Here is a 12,962-nt window from a genome sequence, read left to right on the forward strand (position 1 = left end):
AGTTACTTCTTCTTTAATTCGCGCAGCGAGTAAAACGTTCCTCTCCAATAGATGCCACCTTGTTTCCAAGTGAGCCAGACGGATCGAACAATGGTATACAGAAGCAGCGAAGAGCTGACTGGCAGCAGATAAGCTTCGTCTTTGCGTTTGCTCATTAGTCGTGACATCAGCTTGCGATACAGCAAAACTTGCAGAACAACTACAACGGCATATAGGGCTCCGCGCCAATCCCACAGGAAGAGAAGTCCGATCCAGGGGAAGATGAAAAAGAGGAGCTGCCCGAGACAAGCAAGCAATGCGACCGTGTAGCTGTACCGAAATCCAGAGAATAGATTTTTCTCAAGGCCGACGATAGCTTCTTTCAGTGAGCGATACCATTCTACTTGCAGGACATGTTTACCAGACAATACCTTCTGACGGAAGCCTGCTTTTTTTAAGGAAATGCCTAATTGCAGATCATCATCAGGCCTCAGCGCGATAGCTTTATGCGTGCCGATCGCCTCATAAGCCGTACGGCTGACCATGTTGAAAGCACCGATTCCGATGCCTGGTTCACGGGAATTGTCCAGATTAGCTCGCCAAGGACGCACGAAGAGCGAGAAGGAGAACAAGAAGAAATGTACGAAGCCATTCAGCAAAGTGCCTCGTGCAAGCATATTAGGTGTTAACGTGAGGTGGTGCACATCCTGTTCCTTCATATAGGAAACGGCATCTGTAATCGTATGGGGAGCGAATAGGATATCGGCGTCCGTGAAGAGCAAATATTGGCCCCGGGCTTGCTGATAGCCTTGATAGAGAGCATGGTTCTTGCCCAGCCAGCCCTCTGGCAAATGCGTAATGTGGATAATTTGCAAGGGAGTTTGAACATCTTTCTTACGCTGCGACCACCTCCGCAATTCTTCAAGCCGGACGCCGGTCGCGTCCTGGGAGCGGTCATTGACAGCGATGATCTCCAGTCGTGGATAATTCTGAGAAAGCAAATAGCGAACCGTTTCGAGGATCGTGCTTTCCTCTTCTTTGGCAGCAATAATGACGGAGACGAGCGGAGGCTTGTCCGGGAGCTTGGTGGACCGAGCCAGGTTGTGCAGCAGATGCATCCCTTTGTGAGCATCAAGCGAGATGAATAGCCAGTAGAGGAGGGTGAGTATCGCAATAATGCCGAGGGTGGACATGGCCTACCTCCTTATGAAAGAATAGAAGTTGACCGCATTATAACATTCATCCGAGGTAAGGGGAAATTTTGCAGGATGCGTATGAGGGAGGCCGGAATGGCGGAGAAACGGATGGAGCCGCAGGAACACTATTGGAAAAAGATGAATGGCCAGCAGCTAGCCATATTCTTGGAAACGCTTAGGATTACGTCAGGAATGAAGCCGGAAATGCTGGCTTTTGTATGTATAGGAACAGATCGATCTACGGGAGACGCTCTCGGGCCTTTGGTAGGCAGCAAATTGGTAGAGCTTGGCTATCCGCATGTGATTGGGACGCTGCAAGCACCTTGTGATGCCAGCAATATCGTGGCTCGTCTGCAGGAAATTCCGCAGGACTGTGCCGTTATAGCCATTGATGCTTGTTTGGGGCTTAAACTGTCAGTCGGGATGTATCAGGTGTCCAATCGGCCACTGGCACCCGGAAAGTCTGTAGGGAAAGTACTGCCGCAAGTGGGCGATTATACGATTGCTGCTATCGTTAACGCAGACGGCCCCAGACAGTATAGCGTTCTACAAACAACTTCTTTGTATCATGTATTACAAATGGCAGATGAAGTAACGAAAGCAATTCAACATGCGTTTCCGCTAAGATAAGCAGCTAAGACAGAACGGAGAGATGAAGGATGGGACCAGGAGGTATGGGGCGACTATCCGATAGGAATCGACCTAAGGCGAAGTTGAAGGATGTATCGATGAAAAGGGTTTTGGGATTGTTCCGCGGGTACCGGGCGCAATTGGCTGTTATTATCGGTTTGGCGCTGCTGGCCGCAATCGTAGGCTTAATTCCACCCTTGGTTATGAAAGAGATTATCGATCAAGCCATTCCGCAAGGGAATATGAGGATTTTGACCGAAATGGCGCTATTGATGGTGCTATTGCCCGTTGTGAGCGGCGTTCTTGGCGTGTGGCAAAATCATTTGAATACCAAAGTCACACAAGGGGTTATTCGGGATTTGGGGCAAACGTTGTTCCATAATTTGCAGCGGCAATCGATGGCGTTCTTCACAGATGCCCGCTCGGGTGAAATTGTTCAGCGAATTACGGGGGACGTGCAGGCCGTGCAAAATGTGGTGACTTCACTTGTCGTATCTTCCATTACACAGATCGTAATTGTCGCTACGACGATTGGTATTTTGTTTGCATTGGACTGGAAATTAGCAATTATCTCGGTGCTGATTCTTCCGCTGTTCATGCTGCCTGTGAAGAAAGTATCCAAGCTGCGCAAAACGCTGCGGATCGAAACGCAGAAGGTGCGCTCCGATATCACTGCGCAGTTGAGCGAGAGCTTCGGTATCTCGGGGGCTTTGTTGACGCGGATTTTTGGCAGAGAGCAGCAGCAGGAGCAAGAATTCACTACCATGAACCAGAAAGTGATGGATTTGGAACTGCGGCTCAATCTCGTGGGCCGCTGGTTCGGGATGGCTACGAGCACCTTGGGGCCGTTAGGCACGGCCATTATTTATCTATATGGCGGTTATTCCGTCATATCCGGTCATATGACATTGGGCGCCATTGTCGCATTCGCGGCTTACTTGGGCCGGTTGTATATGCCCGTAGGGACGCTGCTGAACCTGCAGGTGGAAGTGGCGACTGCACTGGGCGTGTTTCAGCGGATTTTTGAATACCAGGATATGGTGCCTGAAGTCCAGGATCGTGAGAATGCCGGGCAGCTTGTGCAGGCTGAGGGACGTGTGACCTATAAGCAGGTTTCTTTTGCTTATCAGCCCGGACAATATGCGCTCAAGGACATCACCTTCGATGCCCAGGCCGGGGAGATGGTTGCGCTTGTCGGACCGAGCGGCGCGGGGAAATCGACGCTGATCGGCATGATCGCGCGGCTGTATGACCCGACGGAGGGCATCGTCGAGGTGGACGGCGTCGACGTCCGCGATGTGAAGTTAGCTTCGCTGCGTTCGCAGATCGCCTACGTGACGCAGGAGTCCTTCCTCTTCCACGCGACGATCGGCGACAACCTGCGCTTCGCGCGGGAAGACGCTACGCGTGAGGAGATGGAGGCCGCGTGCCGCCAAGCCTACATCCACGACTTCATCGTGTCGCTCCCCGAAGGGTACGACACGATGGTGGGCGAGCGCGGCCACCGGCTCTCCGGCGGCGAGCGTCAGCGGATCGCAATAGCCCGCGCGATCCTCAAGCGCCCGCGCATCCTCATCCTCGATGAGGCGACGTCGCACTTGGACTCGGAATCCGAGTCCTATGTGCAGGCGGCGCTCGAGGAGCTGATGCAAGGGCGCACGACGCTCGTGATCGCGCACCGGCTCTCCACGGTGCTGGCCGCCGATCACATTCTGGTGATCGAAGCGGGCAGCGTCGTGGAGCGAGGCACGCATCGCGAGCTGCTCGCTCTGGAGGGGCTGTACGCTCGGCTGTACAGCACGCAGTTCGCGAAAGTCGATGGGGCTGAGGCTTAGATTCAGGCTTAGGCTAAGACTAAGACCGAGATGAGACCGAGCCTGAGACGCTGCTGGCAGTTAGCCATGAAGGTTCTGATGGATCTGAAGGATTTGAAGGATTTGAAGGATTTGAAGGCAGTCTCCAGCCTAACCTGTCTAGCTGAACATGGAACCCTCCAGCTCACTTCGCGACCCATTGCTGCAGCTCAACGCAACCACTTACTCTGTAGCACCAAGCACCAAAAAACTAGCTAGTGTTTACTACAGTCATTGGATATCTCCAATGAAATCGGCAATAAAGAGGCCGAAACCAACCTTAGATTGGATTAATCCAATGGTTTAGCATAGAATCGCCCTGAAAGGGCTGATTTTGAGATTTTCATTGGAAATATCCAATGAAAGTATGTTTTAGAGCAAGATTTAGCGGATTTCATTGGAGATATCCAATGAAATCACGCATCAGAACGAAGACGGCATCCCCCTGTAAGGGAACGCCGTCTTTTCCGCTATCACGGGTGCCGTCCGTCCCAGCTATCGAGAAAGCCACGGCTCCCCGTGGCTGCTTCTCCAGCACATATCCCAGCCCCCCACTACGGCTCAACTCGCAACCTTCCACTCTGTAGCACCAAGCACCAACAAACTAGCTAGTGTTTACTACAGTTATTGGATATCTCCAATGAAATCGGCAATAAAGAGGCCGAAATCAACCTTAGATTGGATTAATCCAATGGTTTAGCTCAGAATCGCCCTGAAAGGGCTGATTTTGAGATTTTCATTGGAAATATCCAATGAAAGTGTATTTTAGAGCGAGATATAGCGGAATTCATTGGATATTTCCAATGAAAGTGTATTTTAGAGCGAGATATAGCGGAATTCATTGGATATTTCCAATGAAAGTATGTTTAAGACCAAGCTGGAGTGTAATTCATTGGATACAATCCAATGAAATCACACAGCATCACTCCAGCTAAACATGAACAACACAAAAAAGCTGCCCTACAGGTTTCAACCTTGTGGGGCAGCCTCTAGCTCCTCTGCACTTACTTCGCAATATCCACATTTGCAGCAGGAGAGACAGTTGCTTCGTTACCGTTACTGATCCCACCAGCTAACGCTGCGGGATCCAGGTTGGCTTTTTCGCGGAGCAGGTAGCCGAAAAATAGGATGTAATACGAGACAATGATGAAGAAAACACCCGCTGTCAGCGGATCTTTGGTAAATTGCGTGGGATCAGCCGGATTCATGCTGGCCGGGTTTGCCGACAGGCTGATAAAAGCGATTCGGTACACCACGCGGCTGAGGAATAGCACCAAGACAGCAATTTCAACCCATAGATGGGTACGGTAGTACCAGCCGTCTGCCCGATGCTCGAAGCGGGTGTGGCGAATGGCCGTGAGACCAAGCGCTGTGCCTGCGGCTAGCCCAATGATATACGCAATGAAGTGGATTGGATGCACGAAGCCAAGCAGGAAAATGAGAAGTCCCAGAATACCGAAGAGGATTACGCGAAATTTGAGTCTGCCAGGGGAAAGCTTCTGAAAACCAATGCTCCGTTTCGTTCGGCGGTAAATAAAGAAGGCAATGATGACGAAGGGTATAGCATAGTGCAACCAATCTTGTTGCATTGGACGACCTCCAATCGGAATTTTCTTTCCTTATTGTATCAAAATTAGGCAGCTTGTCATGAAAAATGTTATTCCGTTTACAAAAAACTGTCATACACTTAATAGTAGAGCGATAAACTTACTATTACACACAAAATGTGCCGCAAGGAGTTGACTGACTAATGGCTCTCATCACTCACGTTAATGTATGTAATGCCGACAATGAAATTTACTGCTGTCTTCGAAATAAAATTGTGAAGCTTGATGCTCAGCAGAAGGAGCAATTTTGTCGTGGTTGTAAAATGTATGCCGGGGAGGCAGCGGGTTATGAACGCAGCGTAACCTGTGTCTGGGAAGATTTGCGCGTGGTCAGTAATCCCCATGTGGCGGTAGACCCCGTCGAGGAATTCATGCATAATCAGATTCGTGAAGTGCCGCCCGAGGGTCCGGCCTTATTTCTATATACAACGGAATGGTAAAACACATCCTGTTTGATTTTGACGGGACATTGGTGGATTCACGGGCGCTTCTCGTTAAACTATATAATGAGATGGCTGCACAACATCAATTTCGAATGATTCGTGATCAGGATCTGGCGCTTCTGCGATCGCTTTCGATCTCTGAGCGGGTAACTCGACTTGGTGTTCCAGTTCTCCAAATTCCCAAATTAGTTATCGCCGGCAAGCAGCTCTATCAGGATCATATTCGCACTCTTCATGTGGTGCCAGGCATGAAAGACGTGGTGGCGAAACTGTCCGCCCAAGGCATCCGCAGTTCCATTCTCTCCTCCAATTCGGAAAGCAATATTCGTACTCTGCTCAAAAGCAATCGAATGGAAAGCTCGTTCAAAGAAATCATTTCGGCGAAGCATCTGTTCGGGAAACACCATTCCATCCGCAAAGTTATGAAACAGTGGGGGACTTCCCCTTCACGGATGATTTATGTCGGTGATGAGCTCAGGGATATCGAAGCTTGCCAAAAACTAGGCGTACCTATTGTCGCTGTGACATGGGGATACGATTCTCCGCGCCTACTGCTAAGCGGCAAACCTGATTATGTCGTAAATTCACCGGGTGAATTGTTGAAAACGCTGCTGACGTTAGTCTGATCCCGAGATCAGAAGGTCGCAACCGACTGCCGCAGACAAGGTCTGAGGTGGTTTTTTGCGTTACCTTTTAGTAAAATAGAACAAGGAAGTACTAGTAAGGAAGAGGAGGCGTTCCATGTTATTTTATCTTATTATCGTTGCAGTGACGGCGATAGATCAGATTTCGAAGTATAAAATCCGCTCTATTCTGAGCGTTGGCGAATCGATGCCATTTTACAAAGACTTCATTTCCTTTACGTATTATCAAAATACGGGGGCAGCAGGCAGTACCTTGCAAGGATGGGCTCGATATTTGGGCATACTTGCCATTATTATCGTGGCGGTTATTTTCTACTATTGGAAAAAGGGGCGCATTCAAGGCGTGCTTAAACAAGCAGGTGCTGCTTTGTTGGTTGGCGGCGCGATTGGCAATGGGATTGAACGATTGCTATTCGGGAAAGTGACGGATTTCATCGTCTTTCGTTCAGGAAATGGCGTTATGAATTTAGCAGATTTGGCGATTAATCTGGGTGTCGTGCTGTTTGTCCTGGATATGTTTGTGAGTTATCGGCATAATCTTGTGCGGAATCATAAAGTTATTGAATAATCATGAGTCTAATACACTATGACTCTAGATCAAAAGTACTATTTGTGATATCCTTTTAGTAGACGGTTTTTGACCGAGTTGACGTTGAACTGGGGGATAATGAGATGAGGCCGGATAGACAAGCATTGATTGATGAATTTTTTGCAATGGTGCGCAAATTAAATCGGACGGGTTCTGATATTATGTATGTGAGGGAGTTTTTCTGGCGTTCATCTGAAATTCGTGCTTTTATCCCTCCAACGGTAGAATTCATGACAGTCCTCAAAACCTATAATGCTGTTGTGTTTCATGAATTCCGCAAATCACTTGTGCCTAATACAAGTATGCATATACTAGCGAGCTGTCATATGGAAGCCGGAGAAGCACTGATCAGTCTGGGAATTACGAGTTTGGAAGAGCTGCAGCTAGCGGTAAAAGGAAGAATTATTGCTGTCGCGCAAGAAGGATAGCGGGCGTTAGCGCCATATAAAATAGAAACCCTCCAAAGCCATGTGAAATGGAATTGGAGGGTTTTTCTCAAAATATAAGGGTTTATATGTTTTGGAGTGAGCGCGGAGTTACTCCAGCCGCCCTGTGCGAACAGAGGGAGGGAACTACAGTCCGCTATTCTAGCCAAAAGTATCCATATCGCAGGGGTGAGGGAACTACAGTCCCCTATTTTGCTGTTTCAAGGCAAATTCAGCGTTTTTCGTGAAAATAAGACCCTGTAGTTCCGCTAATACCCCAGCATCCCTGCTATTTGCCTATATAGCGTCCTCTAGTTCCTTTAACAGGTTTTGTCGTTACTAAGAGGCTGATCTCTCAGGGCGGCGAAGCCGTTTTTCTCACTCGTCCTTCTGCTGCTGCAATGCGGCCATGAGTTTGTCCGCGAGCGAATTGCCAAGCTGTGATTGATCGGAAAATTGCTCGATCAACTGGCGGTTGGCTTTGGCCGAAGCGCGCCGACCGCCGCCAGTGGACTCGCTGTCCACTTTCTCTACGAAATTGCAGGGACGGCATTGAAAATATTTGCCGGCTTTCCCCGTGTGAATCTCCATCTTTTTGTGACACTGCGGACAACGATGGTTCGTTAGTTGACCGTCAGCTTCGCGCTTATAGGAGCACTCGCGACTGGAGCAGACGAAGTACTTGCCGCGCTTCCCTTTGACTTCTTGCAGGAACTCCCCGCAATCCGGGCATTTGCTGCCCGTCAAGTTATGCGGCTTGTAGGCGGCAGAGCTTTTCTTAACCTCTTCGACCAACTCCACGGTTTTCTTGCGGATGCCACTAAGAAACTGTTCCATGCTGCCTTTGCCCTTGGAGATGCGTTCGAGTTCTGACTCCCAGCGTGCAGTCAGCTCAGGCGAACGCAGCTCTTCCGAGGCTAGCTCGATGAGCTGTGTGCCTTTTCCCGTAGGAACGAGGTGGGAACCTTGGCGCTCGATGGTGTCAGATGACACCAGCTTCTCAATGATGTCGGCACGAGTGGCCGGAGTGCCCAAGCCGTATTTCTCCATTTGCGAAAGCAGGGAGGCTTCGTTGTAGCGGGCAGGCGGCTTCGTCTGGCGGCTCAGTTGACGCGCATTTTTCACCGTGACGGCATCTCTCTCTTTGGCTTGCGGCAGCAATTGCGATGGATCTTCATCGGCATCCGCTGTTTCTTCCCGATCCGGATCGGTGAAATCAGTGGCTCCATACACATCTTTCCAGCCTGCTTGCTTCACAACTTTACCGGAGGCATATAGTTTCTCGCCTGCTACTTCAATCGTTAATTTGGTCTCGTCGTATCGACAAGGACCACTAAACAAGGCCAGGAATCGACGTAAGATTAAATCATAAAGCCGGCGCTCATCCGCGCTTAGGGTGGCGAGGGAAATAGCTTCGCCAGTCGGAATAATCGCATGGTGATCGCTGACTTTGCTATCATCCACGATGCGCTTGGTGATGGTTAACGGCTTGCGTATGAAAGGCGCTGCGAGTGCCGCGTAAGGGCCAATCGCTGCACCTTTGAGTCGACCGAGCAGGGTAGGCACCATGTCAGACGTCAAGTGACGGGAATCCGTACGCGGGTAAGTCACTAGCTTGTATTGCTCGTACAGCCGCTGAAGCACATTGGACGTTTGTTTGGCTGAGAAGCCGAACTTGCGGTTCGCATCACGCTGCAGCTCGGTGAGATCATAAGCCAGCGGATGGGGGATTTGCTTCTCGGTTTGGCTAACTTGCAGGATTTTGCCGCTTTGGCCCTGCAGCTTGGCTTTCAGGGCATCGGCGCGCTCGCGATCGAAGATGCGCGTATCGCCGGTCTTGGGGTCCCGCCATATCGCGCGGAAGGCCCCGAGTTCTGCCTCGATTAACCAGTAGTCGACGGACCGGAAATCCCGGATTTCCGCCTCGCGGTTAATCATCATGGCCAGCGTAGGCGTCTGCACACGCCCAGCGGACAAGGACGCGCCGAATTTGCTCGTCAGCGCGCGCGTCACATTGAGGCCGATCAGCCAATCGGCCTCGGAACGACAGACGGCTGCTTGATACAGCCGGTTGTAGTCCGTGCCAGGCTTCAGCTGCGCGAAGCCTTCGCGAATGGCCTGATCCGTCTGCGACGAGATCCAAAGCCGTTTGAACGGCTTCTTCCAGCGGATCAGTTCCATAATCCAGCGCGCGACGAGCTCGCCTTCGCGCCCCGCGTCCGTGGCGATGACCAGCTCCGCCAGATCGCCGCGCTTGCTTAAGTGTTCGATAGCCCGGTACTGCTGCGACGTTTCCTTCATTACTTTGAGCTTCATGCGCTCAGGCAGGATAGGGAGATCCTCGAGATTCCAAGTTTTGTACTTGGTATCGTAATCTTCCGGTTCAGCCAGTGTGACCAGATGGCCGAGTGCCCAAGTAACGACATACTTGGCCCCTTCGTAATGATGCTTTTGCTTCTGATTGCAGCCAAGAACGCGGGCAATTTCTTTGGCCACGCTTGGTTTTTCAGTGAGTACGAGTATTTTCATTAGGATCACGACCTCATTTCTACTTACCAAGTAGCATAAAGGAAATAGGCCCCATTTTCAAATATAAAACGTTATCATGAAGCAGCCCAGCAGTTCGTTTACGGCCCGATTGCGTTGACACCCAAGTTAGCCAGTCGTATAATTATCGCAGTTTAACGCGCGTTTATGAACGGGGGGCCGCCTGATTTGAAGAAAATGGAGATTAGCAGTGAAGCTATTGCCAAATTGGCCGGTGTTTCAAGGAGCACAGTCAGTCGTGTAATAAATAATTATACGAATGTGCCTGAGAAAACGCGGGAGAAAGTGATGAAAGTGATTCAGGATTACAACTACTATCCCAATTTGTCGGCGCAGGTGCTGGCAGGAAAGAAGACGCGAACGATCGGGTTGTTTTTTATCGATTCGGGTCATGTTGCGGGTGACAGTCTCAGCAATATGATGATTACAAGCATCATCGAGTATGCTTCTTCGTTCGGCTACTATGTGCTGACCAGTATCATTCGGAACCCGCAAGACCCCAAGCAAGAACTTAGCATGAAGGAACCTTTCTATCAAAGACGAATTGATGGCGGAATTTTCATCGGAGCGGCCAATCATGAACCCTTTATCGAAGAATTAATCGCGGAAGGGTATATGGTTGCTGTATTTGATCAAGCGTTGGAAGGACATGAAGAGCCTAACCGGATCATCGTTAATTTGGATTACGAACACAGTGTTACCGCAGCCGTGAATTATTTAGTTGGTTTGCATCATCAGCGAATTGCCATAATCAACGGGGACATGAACCGATATGCAGGCCCTGCCAGATATCTGGCTTTTGTGCATGCGATGGAGCATCACGGATTACGAGTTGAAGACAAGTGGGTTCTTAAAGGGGATTTTAACGAGGAAAGCGGTTATCAAGCAGGTCTTAGACTCGCTGCTGACTTGGGTCCTTCCCAATCGGAGTGGCCGACAGCAATTATTGCAGCTAATGACAGTGTGGCGTTCGGAGCCATTCGCGCTCTGCAAGAGGCAGGCATCCAGGTTCCCGGGGATATCTCAGTCATCGGGTTCGATGATCATATGTTCAGTGCCAGATTCCAACCAAGTTTGACCACGTTCAAAATGGATTTCCATGCGATGATGAGAAACTTGACGCAGCTCCTGATCTCTCATATCGAAAATGGTTCCGAGGAATTTAGCAAAGTAATGATTCAATCAGAATTAGTCGTTAGAGAGTCTTGTAAAAAACGCTAATTTGTCACTTTTTATCAAATTATTTGTGTGATTTGTCAAAAAAAATTGAATTTTGTCTGTTTTTGTTCCCATATATAGGTATAATATCGATATATAGGACAAGAGGGAGTCAAATTCTTAATGGGACAAAGGAATGCCTTTTTTGCAAATCAAACGCTTAAAATGAGGTTTCAATTATGGATTGGCATTGTGATTATCGCCTTCGCCTTTTCGATTATTGTCCCCTATTACTTCATAGAGAAAAAAGACCGGCTTGATGAAGCGGAGAACCAATTAAAGCAAGTCATTTCGCTGCAAAGCTTATATATTGAACGGTGGAATCAGGAAAAAATAGATGTGATTAAACGGTTCGCACTCTCGGACAATGCGAAGTTTCATCGGATAGGCGATTTGAAACGGGAAATTCAAAATTATGAACGCGTTAATTCGGAATTTGCCATGATTAGTTATGTAGAGAAAGATGGCTATATACGCTCCGATACGAATCCGACAAATCAGATGTATGTGGGGGATCGGGATTATTTTAAATATGCAGAAGACAAAAAGAATTTTATCTCCGGCATTATCTTCTCCAAAGATTCCGGCAAGCCGATCATCACGTTCTCTGTTCCCGTTCTAGGGGACCAAAACGATTTCCGAGGGGCTGTTGTCGGCATTATCCGATTGGAGATGCTGAATTCCTTGATGAAACAGCTCAGCTTCGGTGAAACCGGAGAAGTGTATGTGTTGGACTCGGACGGGCATGTGGTGACAGCCTCAACAGATTCCAGCAAATCCGCCAACAATGTGCAAAGCCAGATGACTTCTGAGATTATTCAGCGAGCGAAGGCCGGAAGTACGGCAAATCATGTGTATACCGGATTTCACGGTGACCGCGTCTATGGTCAGTATAAATGGTCGGTAGACAAAACTTGGATTGTTGTTGGCGAAATTTCGCAGAAAGAAGTGTTTCAACGGCTGAATCAATTGAGTATAACGATCATTATCATTTCTCTGGTTGCGCTTATTCTTAGTGTGCTGGCCGCTATTACCATCGCATCGCGGATTGAAAAGCCGATTCGTTATTTGCTCCGGGCAACCAAAATTATCCAGAATGGCAACTACGACTATCAGATTAATCCGGATAAAATTAAAACGGCACCGATCGAATTGCGGGAGCTGTGCAGCACATTTAACCTGATGTCAGAGAGACTCAAGACGAATATTACGCTTCTTGAACACTCTGCTCTGGTGGACCAACTGACGGAGATTCATAATCGCAGATATATGATGCTGGAAGGCAATGATCAATTGCTTGCGCATATTGCAGCGGGCCATACCTGTTCCACCATGATGCTCGATATTGACCATTTCAAGAAAATTAATGATACCTATGGTCATTTGATCGGTGATCGTGTCCTGCATCATGTGGCTGCGCTGCTCAAGAAATACGCTCGCGGAGATACGCTTGTTGCCCGTTATGGCGGGGAGGAGTTCATTCTGTTGGCACTTCGCAGAAATGCACAGGACAGCGTGGCTTTGGCTGAAGATATCAGGGAGTGTATTCAGAATGAACCTTATGTCAGCGGACAGTTGACGGTGCAGCTCACAGCAAGCATCGGGGTAGCCGAATATTCGCCAACGTTGGAATACGGAACTATGATTCTGGAGGATATGGTTTCCAGAGCAGATCATGCGCTGTACCGCGCCAAGTCCGGAGGCCGAAATCGCGTGGAACTAGATCGCTGAGTACAGTGATCTAGTTTTTTGGCAACCAATTTGCTGGTCAGAAATTCGGAAGTTTAGTGTATAATAGTCAAGGAGTCATTGATTTACCAACATTTGGGGG

12 protein-coding genes are annotated in these 12,962 nt (G+C 49.0%); 8 read left to right on the plus strand and 4 right to left on the minus strand.

The genetic code is table 11. The features are described 5' to 3' along the window. Positions 1-2 precede the first annotated feature (2 nt). Entirely contained in the window at positions 3-1,172 is a 1,170-nt protein-coding gene (locus tag LOZ80_RS36015; RefSeq protein ID WP_238168972.1) for a glycosyltransferase family 2 protein, read from the minus strand. Between the two features lie 96 nt (positions 1,173-1,268). On the opposite strand from LOZ80_RS36015, the gene yyaC reads away from it, so the two are divergent. Both yyaC and LOZ80_RS36025 read left to right on the plus strand, forming a co-directional pair. Then, positions 1,269-1,805 (plus strand): spore protease YyaC, encoded by a 537-nt coding sequence (gene yyaC / locus LOZ80_RS36020; RefSeq protein WP_238168973.1) that lies wholly within the window; start codon positions 1,269-1,271, stop codon positions 1,803-1,805. A 98-nt stretch (positions 1,806-1,903) separates the two neighbouring features. Further along, positions 1,904-3,640, plus strand: coding sequence for an ABC transporter ATP-binding protein (locus tag LOZ80_RS36025; protein WP_238168974.1), 1,737 nt, complete (start codon positions 1,904-1,906; stop codon positions 3,638-3,640). Positions 3,641-4,052: 412 nt separating this feature from the next. On the opposite strand, the gene LOZ80_RS36030 is transcribed toward LOZ80_RS36025, so the two are convergent. Together LOZ80_RS36030 and LOZ80_RS36035 are read right to left on the minus strand one after the other, a co-directional pair. Continuing rightward, positions 4,053-4,223: a hypothetical protein gene (locus LOZ80_RS36030; protein WP_238168975.1), complete on the minus strand. Its 171-nt coding sequence runs from the start codon at positions 4,221-4,223 to the stop codon at positions 4,053-4,055. A gap of 439 nt (positions 4,224-4,662) precedes the next feature. Beyond that, positions 4,663-5,247, minus strand: a complete 585-nt coding sequence (locus LOZ80_RS36035; protein ID WP_238168976.1) for a CcdC protein domain-containing protein — start codon at positions 5,245-5,247, stop codon at positions 4,663-4,665. A 161-nt stretch (positions 5,248-5,408) separates the two neighbouring features. Here LOZ80_RS36035 and LOZ80_RS36040 point away from each other — a divergent pair, with 161 nt between their 5' ends. The 4 genes from LOZ80_RS36040 to LOZ80_RS36055 all read left to right on the plus strand — a co-directional run bounded on the left by LOZ80_RS36040 (position 5,409) and on the right by LOZ80_RS36055 (position 7,369). Further along, the gene (locus tag LOZ80_RS36040) at positions 5,409-5,705 is read left to right on the plus strand and encodes a hypothetical protein (RefSeq protein ID WP_238168977.1); all 297 of its coding nucleotides are present in this window, start codon (positions 5,409-5,411) and stop codon (positions 5,703-5,705) included. After that, the gene (locus LOZ80_RS36045; protein WP_189011823.1) at positions 5,699-6,334 is read left to right on the plus strand and encodes an HAD-IA family hydrolase; all 636 of its coding nucleotides are present in this window, start codon (positions 5,699-5,701) and stop codon (positions 6,332-6,334) included. Before LOZ80_RS36040 ends, LOZ80_RS36045 begins: the two co-directional genes overlap by 7 nt. Before the next feature lie 115 nt (positions 6,335-6,449). Then, positions 6,450-6,920 (plus strand): signal peptidase II, encoded by a 471-nt coding sequence (gene lspA / locus LOZ80_RS36050; RefSeq protein WP_238168978.1) that lies wholly within the window; start codon positions 6,450-6,452, stop codon positions 6,918-6,920. A 104-nt stretch (positions 6,921-7,024) separates the two neighbouring features. Then, positions 7,025-7,369, plus strand: a complete 345-nt coding sequence (locus LOZ80_RS36055) for a hypothetical protein (RefSeq protein WP_238168979.1) — start codon at positions 7,025-7,027, stop codon at positions 7,367-7,369. Between the two features lie 375 nt (positions 7,370-7,744). Here the strand turns inward: LOZ80_RS36055 and LOZ80_RS36060 are convergent, their stop codons facing one another. After that, a complete protein-coding gene (locus tag LOZ80_RS36060; RefSeq protein ID WP_238168980.1) occupies positions 7,745-9,895 on the minus strand; it encodes a DNA topoisomerase III in 2,151 nt (716 codons plus the stop codon). A 195-nt stretch (positions 9,896-10,090) separates the two neighbouring features. On the opposite strand from LOZ80_RS36060, the gene LOZ80_RS36065 reads away from it, so the two are divergent. Both LOZ80_RS36065 and LOZ80_RS36070 read left to right on the plus strand, forming a co-directional pair. Beyond that, on the plus strand, positions 10,091-11,134 hold the full coding sequence (locus LOZ80_RS36065) for a LacI family DNA-binding transcriptional regulator (RefSeq protein WP_238173213.1): 1,044 nt from the start codon (positions 10,091-10,093) through the stop codon (positions 11,132-11,134). Between the two features lie 120 nt (positions 11,135-11,254). Then, positions 11,255-12,862, plus strand: a complete 1,608-nt coding sequence (locus LOZ80_RS36070; RefSeq protein WP_238168981.1) for a sensor domain-containing diguanylate cyclase — start codon at positions 11,255-11,257, stop codon at positions 12,860-12,862. Positions 12,863-12,962: the final 100 nt, after the last annotated feature.

Origin of the sequence: Paenibacillus sp. HWE-109 (assembly GCF_022163125.1) — a bacterium.
In the GTDB taxonomy this organism is placed as follows: Bacteria; Bacillota; Bacilli; order Paenibacillales; family NBRC-103111; genus Paenibacillus_E.